This is a genomic window from Bartonella sp. AC10YNML (assembly GCF_042196825.1).
Taxonomy (GTDB): Bacteria; Pseudomonadota; Alphaproteobacteria; order Rhizobiales; family Rhizobiaceae; genus Bartonella.
Map to the genome: position 1 here is coordinate 1,392 of NZ_JBHIRA010000017.1, position 17,265 is coordinate 18,656.

At 37.3% G+C, this 17,265-nt stretch carries 7 protein-coding genes and 1 pseudogene; 2 read left to right on the forward strand and 6 right to left on the reverse strand.

Annotated elements, in window-relative coordinates; genetic code table 11:
- The 6 genes and pseudogenes from ACFINA_RS07880 to ACFINA_RS07905 form a co-directional block, all read right to left on the reverse strand.
- Window positions 1-1,583, reverse strand: a pseudogene (locus ACFINA_RS07880) (hypothetical protein); the annotation flags it as partial.
- Between the two features lie 421 nt (window positions 1,584-2,004).
- Window positions 2,005-2,169: a hypothetical protein gene (locus ACFINA_RS07885; protein WP_375606217.1), complete on the reverse strand. Its 165-nt coding sequence runs from the start codon at window positions 2,167-2,169 to the stop codon at window positions 2,005-2,007.
- A complete protein-coding gene (locus ACFINA_RS07890) occupies window positions 2,135-2,656 on the reverse strand; it encodes a hypothetical protein (protein ID WP_375615380.1) in 522 nt (173 codons plus the stop codon). Before ACFINA_RS07890 ends, ACFINA_RS07885 begins: the two co-directional genes overlap by 35 nt.
- Window positions 2,657-3,335: 679 nt before the next feature.
- The gene (locus ACFINA_RS07895) at window positions 3,336-7,619 is read right to left on the reverse strand and encodes a YadA-like family protein (protein ID WP_375615381.1); all 4,284 of its coding nucleotides are present in this window, start codon (window positions 7,617-7,619) and stop codon (window positions 3,336-3,338) included.
- A 623-nt stretch (window positions 7,620-8,242) separates the two neighbouring features.
- Window positions 8,243-14,635, reverse strand: a complete 6,393-nt coding sequence (locus ACFINA_RS07900; RefSeq protein ID WP_375615382.1) for a Vomp family autotransporter — start codon at window positions 14,633-14,635, stop codon at window positions 8,243-8,245.
- 717 nt (window positions 14,636-15,352) lie between these two features.
- Window positions 15,353-15,871, reverse strand: coding sequence for a helix-turn-helix domain-containing protein (locus ACFINA_RS07905; RefSeq protein ID WP_375614305.1), 519 nt, complete (start codon window positions 15,869-15,871; stop codon window positions 15,353-15,355).
- Window positions 15,872-16,353: 482 nt separating this feature from the next.
- Between ACFINA_RS07905 and ACFINA_RS07910 the strand changes: the two genes are divergently transcribed.
- Together ACFINA_RS07910 and ACFINA_RS07915 are read left to right on the forward strand one after the other, a co-directional pair.
- Window positions 16,354-16,800, forward strand: a complete 447-nt coding sequence (locus ACFINA_RS07910) for a hypothetical protein (RefSeq protein WP_375606212.1) — start codon at window positions 16,354-16,356, stop codon at window positions 16,798-16,800.
- Between the two features lie 2 nt (window positions 16,801-16,802).
- Window positions 16,803-17,072: a hypothetical protein gene (locus tag ACFINA_RS07915; protein WP_012754562.1), complete on the forward strand. Its 270-nt coding sequence runs from the start codon at window positions 16,803-16,805 to the stop codon at window positions 17,070-17,072.
- The last annotated feature ends 193 nt before the right edge of the window (window positions 17,073-17,265 follow it).

The following is a 17,265-nucleotide window of genomic DNA, read 5'->3' on the forward strand; positions in this document are numbered from 1 at the left end:
ATATTCGTGATAGAAGTATCAACAGCATTAAAAGCAGAACCAACATCATTATGAGAATTACCCTGAATTGTGTAAGTTGGTGCTTTACCATTAGATACATCTGCACCACCACCAAAATATTGTGATATATTTTGACTTACACCTGCAACGTCGCGATTAACCTGCTCCAACTGAGCAAAATTCACTGCATCATCAGGTTCTTCCCCAGCTGCCACTCCTGTAATCTGCTTATTGCCAGCATCAATGCCATCCACAGTTATTTTAGCCCCATCAGCAAACAAAATGCCATCATCACTGATAGAGCTTCTCCCAGCGGTAACTCGTTCCACTGTAATATTATTAGCTAGATCAAATGTTACATTATTGTTTTCCTCACCTTTTGTAATCTTAAGATTGTCACTTGCAGCCGACAAATCTACAGTATCTTGTACACCAACAGCTTTAGCATTTTTACCCCCAACAGATAGTGTCCAACCTTGGTCTACGTATTTTTGCAATGATTTTAACTGTGCAACATTAACGGCATCAGTGTCGCCACTACCAGCTGCCACTCCTACAATCTGGCGCGTTTTTTCTGATTTAGCATCACCAACACTTACTGCACCTAGTGTACTCGCCCATATCATGTCGTCAGAATCTGAAGGGCCTTTAGTTAAAGAATTATAACCGATAGCGCCCGCAGCAACATCAGCCACAGACTCGCTCCCAAGAGCAACGCCTAAATTTATCGTCGTTTTTGAATAAGCACCAAAAGCTATAGATTCCTCACTGTCCGCCTTAGCACGATGTCCAATAGCAATTGATTCTTCGCCCGTCGCTATTGTACGGCCCTCAGTAGGAATCGGCTTACTACCACTTCTACCTTCACCACCTATTGCGATACTTTTTTTACCTACAGCGTACGCCAAATGACCTACAGCAACAGTAAAGCTATTATCCACCTGCGCGCCATAACCAACAGCAACCGAATCTGGAGCGTTTACTATTATCTTGGCACCAAGAGCAACAATATCACTCTTTCCATGGAGTTTTTCAGCCTTTGTTATATCATTACCAAATATGACATTAGTACCCTCTACGTCACGTTGCAGTCCGGTATCGCGCTGCATTCTAGTCATAGAGTCATTACGCAAAGGATTCAATGCATCAATAATCGCTGTATTCTCACCATTCTGTACACTGATAATCGATTTTTTATATTGCCAGCCTGCATCTAATGTCCTTTCAGATGAATTTTTACCATCTGCCCTCAAAACATTCACAATAGGATCATCATTACTTATAGCAGAAAGGGTTTTGGTTAAAAAATTTACATAGTTATCGGAAGCGTTAACTTTTGGCATCATTGCTACATTCAATGCTGTTAAATAATTTTCCTTATCACCATCATAGTAATCATACGCAGAGATAATGCTTTGCGGATAAACCACGGCAGCATTCTTCACATTTTCAAGAGATGCTTTTGTTAAATCGAAATTTGCTGAAAAAACAGGAGCAGCATTCGATAAAAACAAGGCAACCGCAGTTCCCAACGAAGCTACTTTAAACAATGATGATTGACGATGTGAGCGAGAAAAACTCAAATCACGCAGATTTTGTGTAGTATATAATTTTTTCATAATACCCCCCTTCATAATAATAGATTAAAAACACAAAAAAGGTATGATCTAGAGCTCTAAAGCTTTCCTATTTCCCTTGCGTGTTCCTACTTTTACAGCGTGTTTTAGGACATCAATAAAATTAAGACGTAAGCTTTTGTTTCTGCAGCGACTTTAAAGAGTAATTAGGGGTAGGTTCATGAAAGTCAATTTAAGGAAGGTAAAAAAATACTTAATATTAGAATAGCTTTCGTTTTTTCTATCAAAGGTTGTGTATCGTTTTTTAGCTTTGATCTCTTTGAAAGAGATATAATTTTTGTGCCTATTGATCATCCGCTTAGGCATCAGTTTATTTTTCGTGAATAAGATTTTTTTATTTCATTAGAGGATTTATGAAAGCTTTTTACTAAAATGCACCATTTATATTCTTACTAATGGTAATGTATCTCGTTGCTGTATCCTGTTTTACAAAAATACTCACTGCTACTTGTTCTTTTATTCCCTTCAGTTGTGAAAAATTCACTGCATCAGTATTGCTAGTTCCTTCTACAACATTTTTTACTTGCCGCATTAATATTACCGGTGGTTATTTGCAGGCCATCAGTAATTACTAAGCCTGTTGCATCGACTTTTGTTTTCTCTCCTAATGTTATGCTTTTCAATGATATATCATTAGCCAAACCAAATATGAGCTTATTTTCATCATCCTCATCTCTTTTAACTGTGAAGTTACTTCCTCCAGATGAAAAATTTATTGTACTATCTAGCACCCATATCTTTAGCTTCCTCACCAGAAATAGACAGTTTCCAACCTTTTTTCTTACGACTTCTTCTAAATCCTGCAATTGTCTAAGGTTCATTGCATCGGCAGGTTTGCTACCAGCTGCTACACCTATAATTTGTCGCGTTATGTTCTTACTAGGAACACCAATACTTATTGCAACTTTCATACTTTTCCATTGAGATTCAGTGTTTTTAGCCGGTCCTTGCAGAAGAGACGTATACCCAAAAACGCCATCAGCCCTACCGGACACAGAGTTATCTCCAATAGCCCCCATCAACCGTCACTTTAGAATAGGAATCTAAAGCGATACTTCCAACCCCATTTGCTTTTGAATAGAAACCCATAGAAATAGCTTCTTGAGCAAATGCATATACACGGGTGACCAAGTGAAATCGAACCATATTCTAAAGTTTTAGAAACAGTTCCCACTACTGTTGAATAATCACTCTTCGCAAGTTGTATAATCATTTTCCCCGTATTCGCTCTTCTTATTATATTCACCACCTATTGCGATCTGCTTTTCTCTAAAGCGTGAGCCATATTGCATACAGCAACGCTCCATTCTTTTTCCGTTTGCGCTCCACTATCTAAAGCAATACTTATGTTTGGAGTACGTTGCATATCTGTAGATCGTTTCATTATAAAGCATACGTTTAAAACTATACGAAAATAAAAGCTAAAACTGTCTCATTTTATAAAGGGTATATTCGTATTTACATTGCGTGAAGCATTTTAACAAATAAAAATAATAGCAATCAATTTTTTGAATCTTTACCACTAAGGTCTTTTATTCTCAACAAAAGTTGTCATAGGCTTTTTATATTCGGATTTTATATAATTACGGGTGTTTTATACATTTAGAATAGCTTTAGAGAGCTCTGGAAAAAAGTAAAAAAATTGCCCTTTTCTTAAATAAGAAAAAGGCAAATCAATTTTATGGATTTAGTCGTTTATTAGTTGAGTATCACATTAACTCCTGCACTTATACCCCAGTGACCTCCAGAAGTGGTAATTGACAAGTTGGAACCAATATAACCGTTCTCTGAAGTATAACCTGTACCAAAAGCAAAAGCAGATTGACTACGCCATAAACCACTACCAAATGCGATAGTTAATTTTCCAGGGATATCACTATAGCGTAAACTAGATACCGCTAAACCAACAGCTGCTGCCTGTCTTGCCTCTTTTCGAACATCCTCAACAACATAACTTAATGTCGAAACCTTCATATCCGTATATGAATTAGCCCCACTAACGCCATCTTTTACAAGATGAGAAATTTGCTCATCCGTATACTTATTGGCACTTTCAAGCACAAAATCCATCTTATCTTTTAATTGACCGCCATTAACCGCTTCTTTCGAATCTTTTTTAATCTTTCCATCGGCTACATTGTCTATTAATACTGGAGAACTGTCATCTACACCAACTAATGTAACTTTATTGGTCTTTTTGCCCGTTTTTTTATCTTTATCATATTGTACAGATCCCTCCGTAACTTTATTTTCAATATCCTTTACCTGATCTGTAATCATCTGCTGAGTTTCCCAAAGCTGTCCTCCATTCACTGCTTCTTTTGAATCTCTGTCTACCTTACCATTCGCTACATTGATAATCTTACTTGGACTCTTAACACCCTGAGAATCAACATGAGATGCATCATAGCTTCCTTTTTCTTTATTCCAATTCAGACTATTCGAAGAGGTATCCTTTTCAACTTCTTTTATACGATCGTTGATATTGCTCATGCTGTCATTAACAACATCAAATGCTTCAGAGACACTATTACGCTCCTCTTTATCACCTTTCGTACCATCCTTATTAAAGACCTGAACGTAGAATTTTGGTCCTTGCCAGTTTCCTTCCTTATCATAACCAGATCCTCCACCAAAATATGAGGCAAATGTCTGTTGAAGAGTATAAATCTGACCACCATTAATCGCATCCGTAGAATCTTCTGATATCTTTCCTTTCGCAAGGAACGTGATCTTGCTGTTTTCCTTTTTACCTTCTTCTTCATGCTGTGCTACAAACGCACCTGCATCATCACTCCACAACAACGCATTTTGCTCAATGTTGTCTGAAATCTCATTATGAAGATTCTTGAAAACCTTATTTACACCGGAAAACGCGGCTGCAATGCTATCATAATCTTCCTCTACAAAGCTTCCATCTTCTTGAAAAGTCATTATCTTGAAACCTGGAAGAACCCAGCCATCACCATCATACTTAGCATCACCACCAAAATACTTTGCTAGCGACTGATTCAGATCATAAATCTGCCCGCCATTAACCGCATCACTCGAGCCTGATACTATAGAGCCAGCAGCAAGTGATGTGATCTTGCTTGCTTTTCTGTCATCACCTTCCCCATGCAGAGCGACAAAAGCTTTGTCACCATCGCTCCAAGATAAAGAATCTTGTGCAACTCCCTCTGAGACCTCCTTAATGCGAGCGTTCACATTCTTGATATTCTCATCAAGCCCTTTAAAGGCAGAACCAACATCGCTATGCGATTTATCTGTTACTTCACCACCTTTATCAATACTGGATAAATTATAAGTTGGCCCTTTAAAAGCACCATCCTTAAATTCAGCTTCTCCACCTAAAAACTTAGCTACATCCTCACCGATTTTATTAATCTGACCACCCGTGATGGCATCACGTGAACCCTTAGAAATCTGACCATCGGCAACATTATGAAGTGCTACAGCAGCAGAACCTTTACCTTTTCCTAAAGTCACACTTGCATAATTTATAGTGTTATTATCACCCTCTTTTTTATCATAGTGAATAACAGCCGAGTCATCTGATTGAAGACTGGTAGAAAGCTTCTCTAAACTTTCATCAAGCTGACCTTTGTTAACAGCTTCATTCACACGCTCTGCTTTCTTAACACCAGAAAGAATCCGGTCTTCTTTCTTACTGTTGGCAATGTTGATTTCACTGCCTTCTACTGCAGCTCCAATAGTGATAACTTTCGTCTTCTCATCCTGCTTGACAAGGCTATCGCTGACAACGTTAGTTACATCATTATGAACATTCGTAATAGAATTCGCAACACCAGCAAATGCTTCCGCTACACTCTTATAGCTTTCTTCACTTTCTTTACCTTCCGCATCAACTTTCTTGATCACAAAACTTGGAGCCTTCCATTGTCCTTGCTCATCATAACCTGCACCACCACCAAAATAGGTTGCAAGTTGTTGGTTCAGCGAATAAAGTTGACCACCCGTAATCGCATCCGTTGAATCTTTAGAAACATCACCATCTAAAAGAAACGTAATTTTGCTGTTATCTTGAGTGGCTACAGCTCTGCCTTTTTCTTCTTGCTTCTTCTCATGACGTGCTACAAAGGCATTAGCTTTATCGTTCCATAACAAAGCATCACCTTTAACTTGCTGAGTAATATTCGTTATGTTTTTAGTAAGTTCGCTAAACTTATTTGTTACATTATCATTGACATTCTTGATATTGCTATCAAGCTGGCCTTTGTTAACAGCGTCATTATTGTTCTTTGCTTCCCCAACACCAGAAATTATCCGATCCCCACCGCTTTCATTTGCAATATTGATTTCTGCGCCACCTACTTTTGCACCAATAGTGAGACGACTCGTTGTCTTATCTTGCTGAACAAAGCTCTCGCTTTCCACTTTAGTAATCACATTATTAACCTGTTCAGTCAATTTATTCTGAACATTCGTGATAGAACTTCCAACACCGGCAAGTGCATCTGCTACATTCTGATAATTCTTGTCAAAAGAAGTACCATCCTCACCAAACTGCTTGATCTTGAAATCCGGTGCTTTCCATTTGCCCTCTTTATCATAACCTGCACCTCCACCAAAATATTTTGATGTATTCGCCATAGCCGTTTCCAGATTTCTCGCTGTGGACGAAAGACTCTCACTGATTTTGCTTAACTGTGAAAAATTAACTGCATCGTTCGCTCCAGTGCCATCAGACACTCCTGTAATCTTTTTACCCCCTGCATCTATCCCAGAAATGATTATTTTCGGTCCACCAGAAATCACTAAGCCTGTTGCATCTAGGGCACTGCTTCCTGCAGTTACTTTATTGACTGCAATATCCTTAGCTAGATCAAATTTTATATTATTATTATCTTTGCCTTTGCTAATTTGAAGATTTGTACTTCCAGCGGAAAAATCTACCGCGCTGTCCATGATAACGGTCGTATCATCCTTACCCCCAACAGAGAGTTTCCAACCACCATTTCTTACGACACTTTCTAAGTCTTTTAACTGTACAACATTTACTGCATCAGTAGGCTCACTACCAGCTGCTACACCTATAATCTGCCGCGTTATGCCCTTACTAGGATTACCAACACTAACAGCACCCTGCGTACTTTTCCATTGCGCTTTAGTGTTTATTGCCGGACCCTGCAGCATAGAAGTATACCCCAAAACACCTGCAGCCCTATCGGATATAGAACCGCTTCCTAGAGCAACACCTCCCGTAACCGTCACATTAGAGCTAGCGCCTATAGCAACTCCCTGCAGCGCCTGCTCCTTTGCGTATGCATTGTATCCCATAGCAATCGCTTCATTTGCATAACTATGTGCTTTACTACCGAAGGCTATTGAAAAATCACCAAATGAAACTGTTCTCTCTTTTTCATCATAACTATCGGTTAGAGAAGAGCCTATTGCAATGCTATTTTTAGTATTTCTACTACTACCAGCTAAAGCAGTTAAGCCGATAGCAATCCCTTGGTCAGCCTTCGTCTGCGCTACCTGCCCGAAAACAATAGCATCATGCGCTTCTCCCTGAGCTCGTACACCATAAACAAGAGGATTACCCAAATCCTGCTTGCTAGTTATCTGATCTCCCTTTACAACTCTTGGAGTTAAATCTGCTCTTGTTATTTTTTTACTTCCAGCATTCATATCAATTGAACGTATCGAATCGCTGGCTTCTGGCAAAACATTCACTATAGGACTATAATCACTTACACCAGTAAGAGTTTTAGTTAAAAAATTTGCATAGTCTTCAGAATTATTCAAACCAGCAACAGAGAGAATGCTTTGTAGATAAGACACGCCGGCACTTTTTACACCTTCAAGAAACGTGTTTCTAAAATCAGGATTTGCTGAAAAAACAGGTGTAACATTCGATAAGAATGTAGCCGCTGTAGCCAACGAAAGAACTTTAACAAAAGAAAAACGAGAAAATTTTAAATCGCTCCCTGCTAATTTTGTATATAATTTTTTCATAGTGAACTCCCCAATGAAAGAAATAACTATAAACACAAAAAAGACACATTTAAACGCTATACAGTCTTTCAAAGTTGTTTTTTCTAAACGTATTCAAAAAATTTAGTACCTGACTGAAAAGATAAAGAAGTTGTTTTTTAAGATTAATACGTTTTGCTCTTTTACATTTTCTAAGAAAGTAAATTTTTGGTAACTGGTTTTTTAACCTTTAAACTTATTGGTTGTTTTTTGCAAGGGGTAGAGTTAATTTAGCGTATTGTTTTATAACTTCTTCCAGTAAAGTTGAAATACATTTGAATGATAATTTTATCTTAATAGAAAACTTTTTAATAGATTTGTAGAGAGCAAAAGTTTTTTATCTGTAGAGTGCTACAGATTTTTCAGATTTAAAAATTAAAGAAGAAAATAATGAACTTATAATTTATGAAAGAACTCATTATCTTATTTTGAAATAAGAAGTTCATTTTGTTGAAAGTGTATAGGTTTTTTCTGTTTTTTAAACCTGTATTTATTATTATAGCGCTTATCAATTTGTATACATGTATTTTTACATACGTAACAACAATTCACCCCTGCCTCATGAGACAGGGGTGAAAAGGAATTTTTATATATTTTGTTTATTATCAATTCAATGTCATATTGAATCCCGCACCTACACCCCAGTGACCTCCAGAAGTTGTTGCGGATATGTTAGAGCGGTATTTTCCATTTTCTGAGGTGTAACCTGCACCAAAGGCAAATGCAGACTGACTACGCCATAAACCAGTACCAAATCCAACGCTTAATTTTCCAGGTGTATCATTGTAGCGTAAGTTAGACACCGCAAGACCAATAGCCGCTGCTTGTCTAGCCTCTTTTTTCACACTCTCAATACTATAGTTTAAAACATCAAACTTCATATCTGTATATTGCTTAGCCCGATCAACAGCATCATCAATAGCATCAATCACAATATTATTAACCCGTTGATCTGTATACTGCTTGGATTGATCAAGAATAATCTTCATCTGTTCTTGAGTATAATCATGGAGTTGACCACCATTTACAGCCTCTTTCGAACCTTTTTCAATTTTACCATCAGAGACATTATCAATCAGAACAGGTTCACTGGCATCCCCCCCCGCTAATGTGATTTTATTGGTTTTTTTGCCGTTTTCATCTCTATCATAACGAACAGCATCCTCTTCAATGTTGTCAACTCTATTATTGATGTTATCAACTTTGGCATCAATATTGATAACTGTATCACCAATATCAGCAATCGTATTGGAAATGTTATCAACTCTGTTGGTAAGATGCTGAACATCTTTTTCAACACCAGTGATACGTTCATTGGTTTCCCAAAGTTGTCCACCATTAACCGCATCTTTCGAACCTTTTTCAACTTTACCATCGGCTACATTGATAATCTTACTTGGTTGACCATCATGGTTAGCGTCATAGGCTCCTTTCTCCTTATTCCAGTGTAGAACATCTGAATCAACCTTGTTGATGACATCATTAATACGGTTATTTATGTTTACCATACCGCCATTAACACCACCAATCGCCTCAGCAACATTATGGTGCTCTTTCTCAACAGTTGTACCATCAGCATTGACTTGAACAATCTTAAAAGTAGGATCTGTCCATTTGCCATTCTCATATTTGGCACCGCCACCAAAATAATTAGCAAGCTTGTTGCTCATGAGATAAAGCTGGTTCCCTGTAATGGCATCCGTTGAACCTTCGGCAATCTCACCATCCAAAAGATATTTCAATTTGCTCTTTGTTTTCTGCCCATCTTTTTCATGACGTGCAACAAATGCTTCTTCATCATCATCCCACAGTAAAGCATCTTTAGAGAAATCTTCAATTTTCTGATTAAACTCATTGGATACATTCGTTAAGCGTTGATTCACATCTTGAACATTTTTATCAAGACCTGTTAAAGCATCACCAACATTGTAAAAATTAGCCTTCCCTACTTCACCACCTACAATAGCGGATAAAGTATATTTCAGCCCTTCAAAAGCACCGTTAATAAACTTTGCACCACCGCCAAAAAACTTTGCAATATCTGCTGATATTTTATTAATCTGACTACCATTGATTGCATCGTTGGAATTTTCAGAAATGCTACCGTTTTTCACGTTACGAAGAGAAACTGGTCCGTTGTTCTTATCGCCGCCCAAAGTTACACTACCGTAATTAACACTATTATCGTCATTCTTATCATAAAGAACCGCAGTAGCAGTTACTGTCTCAATATCTTTCGTAATATCCTTTATGCTTTTATCCAGTTGGTCTTTGTTAACAGCTTCATCGCCCTTCTCTGCTGCCTGCACACCAGAAATCTTACGTGCTACACCAGCATATCCTGCAATATTGATTTCAGTCCCAGCTGTATCCTTACCAATCGTGATAGGAGCTGAAATTTCATCTTGTTTAACAAGACTATTTTTTACCACATCGGAAATCTTATTATCAATCTTATGGATAGAAACATTCACACCAGTAAATGCCTCTGTAACATTATCATATGTATTTCCATCAATAACGAAAGTAGGTTTTATACCTTCAAGTACATCTGTGCTGCCACCAAAATATTCCGATGTATTTTTAGCAACTTTTTCAAGATTATCAGTAACAGTTTTGACATTTTCATTCGTCTTAAAAAGCTGTGAACCATTTACCGCTTCCGTTGATGTTTGAGAGAGTTTTCCGTCTTTCACACCGGAAAGTATTCTTTCTTTATTATCTTTATTTACAAGGCTGATTTCAGTACCACTTGTCGCCTTACCAACGGTAATAAGACCTTCAGAATCTTCTTCTTGTTTCACAAGACTATTTTCTGTCACATTATTAATCTGATTATAAATATCTGTGATAGAACTATCGACACCCTCAAAAGCATCAGCAACATTCGTATACCTATTCTCAACAATATTACCATCAGGATCGTTACGAGAAACTTTGAATTCAGGCCCCGTCCACTCTCCATCTTCATAACTAGCGCCACCACCAAAATAATTCGCAATCTGATCACCCATCGCATAAAGTTGGGAACCATTTATTGCATCTGTTGAATCTTCTGAAACATTGCCATCTAAAAGATACGTTAGCTTACTATTTGTTTTCTGTCCATCTATTCCATGACGCGCAACAAATGCTTGATCCTTTTCACTCCACAGTAAAGCATCTTGAGACAATTTATCAAACTCATTGGTTACATGCTGTATATGTTTATTCACATTTTTGACATTTGCATCGAGCCCTGTCAAAGCCGAGCCAACATCTTCAAAGGTTTTCTGTTCTACTTTACCATCTGTAGAAACTGTAGATAAATTATATTGTGGACCTGAAAAAACTCCGTTATTAAATTCTGTACCACCACCAAAATATTTTGCAATATCTTTAGATATTTTATTAATCTGGCTACCATTTACCGCATCTGTTGAATCTTCAGAAATATCACCATTTAAAAGGTGGGTAATCTTACTATCTGTTTTACGTCCATCTTTTTCATGACGTGCAGCAAATGCTTGTTTACCATCATCCCATAATAAAGCATCTTGAGAGAATTTATCAAATTTATTATCTACATATTTTATACGACTATTCACATTTTTAACATTCGCATCAAGCTTTGTTAAAGCATCACCAACATTTTCAGCTATATACTGAACTACTTCACCATCTGTAGAAACTGTAGATACGTTATATTGTGGACCTACAAAAGCACCATCCTGAAATGCTGCTTCCCCACCAAAGAATTTTGCAACATCTCCAGAAATTGTATTAATCTGGCTACCATTTATAGCTTCTTTCGAAGCCTTTCCGAGGTTTCCATCCGCAATACCAGAGATAACTCGATTTTCACTATTAGAATTGGCAACATTGATTTTGGTACCATCTTTTTGCGCACCAATTGTAATGAGCTTCTGCCCTTCGTCCCATTTAACAAGACTATTTGCTGTTACATTGTTAATCCGTGTATAAATATCTGTTATAGAATTATCGACATCTTTAAAAGCATCCGTTACATTATGGTGTTCTTTATCCTGAACAGTAAAAGTTGGCTTGAAACCATCAATCACATCTGTCTCACCACCAAAATATTTTGATATATTATCAGCATAATTGAAAAGCTGATGGCCATTTATTGCTTCTGTTGAATCGGAACTGACTTTTCCAACTGCAACGCCAGAAATAATTCGATCCCTACCTTCAGAGTTCGCGACTTTGATTTCAATACCTTCTTTTTCAGCACCAATGGTAATTAAATTTTTACTTTTACTCCATTTAACAAGACTATTATCTTCTATCTCAAACTTCATTTTATATAATTGTGAAAGATTAACAGCATCATGCTCATCGCTACCATCTGCGACTCCTTTAATTTGTGTCTTTGCAGCATTAATGCCACCCTTGGTCATGTTTGGACCATCCTTGATCATGAAACCGGCATTACTCATTCTGCTATCCCCTGTTTCTACACGACCAACTTTAATATATTCACTTAAATCAAAGGATACTTGATTGTCCTCGTTTTTGACAATTTTTATATTTGTGTTCTCACTCTCATTATCATCATCGTCTTTCTGCTTAACTGCAACAAAATTCACTGTACTCCCAGCTTTAACATCTGTAGCATCGTTCCCATCAACAGAAAGCTTCCAGCCTTTTTCTGCAATTGCTTTTACATCTTGCAACTGTGAAAAATTTACAGCATCAGTATCGTCTTCCCCATCTGCTACTCCTTTGATCGTTTTATTACCAGCATGAATGCCTTTAACAGTTATGCTCGGCCCCTCATCACCGTCAAATCTAAAGCCAGCAGCATCCATAATGCTGTCTCCTGCTGTGACAGTCATTACATTAATATCATCAGCTAAATCAAACGTAATATTGCGGTTATTATCTCCTACAATCTTGATATTCTGACTACCTTCCTTACCAGCTGATTGTAAATTTACTGTATCATTTTGTCCAATAGATACACCATTTCCACCATTAACAGAAAGTTGCCAATGCGTTGTAGCAGCTTCTTTTATCTCTTTCAGTTGTTTATAATTCACTGCATCGGTATCTTGAGTTCCCTCTGCTACGTTTATAATCTTTTGATTTCCAGCATCAATACCATTCACGGTTATGCTTGGCCCCCCATTAACAAACTTAAAGCCATCACCATTCATAATGCTGTTACCTGCAGTGACACTTGTCAAACTAAGGTTACTATTCAAAGTAAATGTAACTTTATTTCCATTACTTTTAACAATTTTGATGTTTTTGTTATTGTTATCATCAGCACCTGTAACGAGATCTACTGTACTACCTGCTCCAACATCTGTAGCATTGTTACCATCAACAGAAAGCTTCCAGCCTTTTTCTACAACTGTTTTTACCTCTTTCAGCTGTTTATAATTTACAGCATCGGTGTCTTCTTCACCATCTGCCACATTTGTAATCTGTTTATCGCCAGCATCAATACCATCTAGAATCATTTTTGGCCCATTTTCAATAATAAAGCCATCATCACTCATAGAGCTTTGTCCTGTAGTGACTTTTGTCAATTTAAGAGTATCACTCAAAGTAAATTCAATTTTATGCTTATTATCTACAGTGTTTCTTTCAATCTTTAAGTTATCTTTTCCTACTTTTGTATCTTTCACTGAAAAATCTATTGTACTACCTGGATTCACGTCTGTAGGATCGGTATCGTTAGCAGAAAGTTTCCAAACTCCTGATGCCAAATCTCTCATAGCTTTCAACTGTGCGACATTCACTGCATCAGTGTCTTTAGTCCCTGCTGCAACATTTGTAATCTGTCGCGTTAAATTCTGGTTAGTATTACCAACACTAAAATCACCTGCAGTGCTTTTCCATGCAAGATCACTCTTTGTTGTTGTAGTATTTGTTACAGGATCATAACCAAAAACACCACTCTCAACACGAGAGACAGATCCTCCCCCCACAGCAACACCATCTATAACACGTACTTGTGCGTTTATACCAATTGCAACTGAATGAGCCGTCTCAGCATAAGTATGGGAACCTATGGCAATCGAATTTTTACCTTTAGCTATTACTTTTCTTTCTTCCCCGTTGTCTGCAGGTTCTCCACCACCTATTGCAATAGAACCAAGAGCTTGAGCTTCAGCCTTCGTGCCTATAGCAACCGCGTACTCGTCAGTTGCTTTGGTCTTTAATCCTAATGCAATACTATCGTAACCAGATGCAGATGCAAACTTACCAATAGCAACACTATTTATACCGTTCCCTTCTGCATTTGAACCAACCGCAATCGCATCGTCCTGCGTAGCTTTGGAACTCTCACCTATAGAAACACTATTTTTACCAGAAGCGGTTGCGAGACCACCAAAAGAAACAGCAGATTCGCCCGATGCTTCTGAGCCTACACCCATAGCAACACTTGCTATACCACTTGCAAGTGCGGAAACACCAAAAGCTTGTGCACCCCCTGCCTTTGCTGTCGCGCCTGCACCAAATACGGTTGAATAATTACCCGTCGCTGCAGACCCACACCCCGTAGCAAAAGAATAAACACCATAAGCCTCAGGCATAGCGCTAGCAAAACCACTGGTGGAAAATGTCCCCATATAACCACCCAAAACTTTACCATCAACCCTAGCCGTGTATCCATCACCCATCCAAATAACCTGTTCAGTGGTCGTACCATAAGGACGACGACCGTTAAACTCTTGATTAGTAATAAATCTATTATATTGTTGCTCTGCGGTTATTCGTTGACTATCAGCAATTCCTTGTTGTTGTTTGCCGCCACGACCAACAACGTTGTCTGCACCACAATAATTATCATCACCAGCAAAAACAACACTCCCATGACTCCCATACGGATACATCACTTGGGGAGCATTCGAACTCTGATTAGTTTGTCCTATTATCGCAAGGTTCGCCGCAAAAACGGGAGAAACACTCGATAAGAGTGTCGCCATTACCGTACTAAGAGAGACAACTTTAATTAAATTTGGTGTGGAACATTTTTTCTTCATAAGAACCTCCTCCAACAGAGTTCAACATCATTACAACGCGCGGAAACACTCATGGCAAAACCCTCAGTTTGCGCACTTCAAAAACCAATAAATCAAGACAAAACCCTCCCCCTACGATACCGCTATTTTTACGGCATCGCCCTAAAATCTTTGCAACAACATCGAATCTAGAAAAGTCCCCAACCCTTTTAGCTAGAGGGATTCAAGCTAAAAAATAAATAAAAACACAAAACTTTGAAAATATACCGTTCTCTCCATTCAAAAATACTGCGATTTATCTCTTAACAAAAATAGTTTCACTAAAGAGCAATTCTATTTTTCAAATAAAGCGCATTAAAAGAATGGCAAGAGTGTAAAAATAATTTTTTATAAATTTATAAAAATACTTCTCAATAAAATAGCTGTTCTTATAAGCACAAATTTATGATTTTTTAACTTATAGCATAATGTAATAATGACAATTATCATGATAACATCACTCTTTGCTGCGAAGTAATCTGTTTCAATATATGATGCACACCTTTGAAAGAGTTTTTTTATATCACTACTCGTCATTTTTTATCTGTATTAGAGCAATGTATTGATTTATAATGATAATTTATTATTATTCAGGTTGAATAAAAGACTCAAAAATTGTGAGATTTTTACATTCCAAACTTGGTTATATAGTAAAAATCAAAAAAGCTCCATTTTTTAAAAGAGCTGTTCGTTCATATCTTATGAAATTTCTAGAGGTGTTTTTTCAGCTTCGATTTTACGTCTTAAATGTAATTTTAAAAGCGGCAAAGTGGCTTCGATTTCTTCTATATCATTGAGGTTTTGAATAAGCTCTTGCAATCTTCCATAAAGCTCTGCTGCTAATTCCGCAACATCTTCAGGAGAAAGTGTTATTTTTGCATCATGATAGGTCGTATAAACTAAATGTCCAAGCTTTTTCATCAGCCCAGCAGGAATCGCCTGCGGTTTAAAACCAGCTGCTTTCGCCTTTGCCATATCTGAAAACATATCACCATTGCCTGTTACTAGCCAATCTAATGAAACACCACAAATTTCTTGATATTTGGAGAGCGCAGAAGCTGTAGGCTCACTTATACCAGTTTCATAAGTTCCTATAGAGCCAGCAGTGATACCAAGATGTTCAGCAAACTGCTTACGCTCTGTAAAACCAAGAGCGTGACGCACTTCACGAAAACGTTTTGCCAACTCAGTTTTAGGTTTTGCTTCCGGACGAGCCAAAAAAACACTCCAAAACCAATATAATTGTTGACTAAATAATTATATTTATCGTTACTGCCCCTTAAGAAGAGCAGTTATCACATACATAACCCCACAAAAACGGATGTTACAGTATCCATTTAAGCAGGAGCGAAAATTATGACAATTACAAAAAATGCAATCGCCGTGGTATTTTTCTGAGCTGCGCCCCTGTAATATAACCTTGGAAAAACTCAAGCCTATCAGAGGCTATTTTCCAGAGTCAAAAACATTTGGACACAGGCCAATGAAAAAACTAAATGCGCCAATGCCAACTCTATCAGTTTGCATGCCAAGCCAATTCTTGCCAACTGCTTTCTCAAAAGTTGCAGTCATATTCTTTCAAAAGCAAAAAGCCTAATACGATTCTCTTCATTTCATGCTGTGCAATATACCACTGAAATTTTATTACAAAAATATGCTAATGCATTTCCCATAGGTTTTATAAGGTAAAAAGTTTATCAATGTCTAAAAATCAATATAAAATAGGCAAAATAATTGGTATTCTACAAAAAATGAGATTATCACTCGTTATTAAAAAGTTAGACGTTTACAAACCCTGTTTGCTTATTTTATATATTAATGGCACTGATTTAGCTGTAACTGGCAATAGAGATTTCAGGTTTTTTGGTTTATCGTCAGAATACTCTTCCTCTACGCATATTAAAAGCCTTTTGGCAATGTATTTTAAATGCTATAAATTCTATAGTAAACACATTGCCATCCATATTTACAATTGGGCGCTTCAAAATCTTGGAGTAATAAAATCTTTAATAGGCTTTGATTTAAAAGCGCGTATTTTGCAGAAAATTGACAAAACCATGAGGTTCGTATACATGGCAATTTTAAGTGATGATAGTGGAGTGATACTTAAAAAAGCTGCATGGAAACCCGCAACGTTGAGGAATTAAGCATGACCTCTTTATGCGATAAAGAATTATCTGATACACTGGTTGGTCTTTATGACGACTATCAACGCGGTTTCGACATTGGAGAAGAGCTTAAACTGTGCGTGGATTTAGCATTATCTCTTGAATTGGAACTCAGTATTCACCGTTTAAGTGAAACAGATGCTGTTTTAAAAAAAGAGATTGTGCAAACCTTGCATCGTCGTAGAAACACCCATTCCAATGAAGATGAAATTGATACAATTTTTCATATGGATTTTGAAAAACAAAAATAATGCAATACTCTCCTCGTATGATAAGATATTACCTCATCGCTTTACTTTCTGCTACGCTTAGACAAAAAACTTTCAAGAAGATTTAAAGTGTTACGTTTTCGTCTTCTTAACAGCACTGAGGTGAATTAAAGAAACGCATCAATTCTTTTGGATCATTATCAAAAAGTGAAGGGTATTCTCTAGCATACATCAA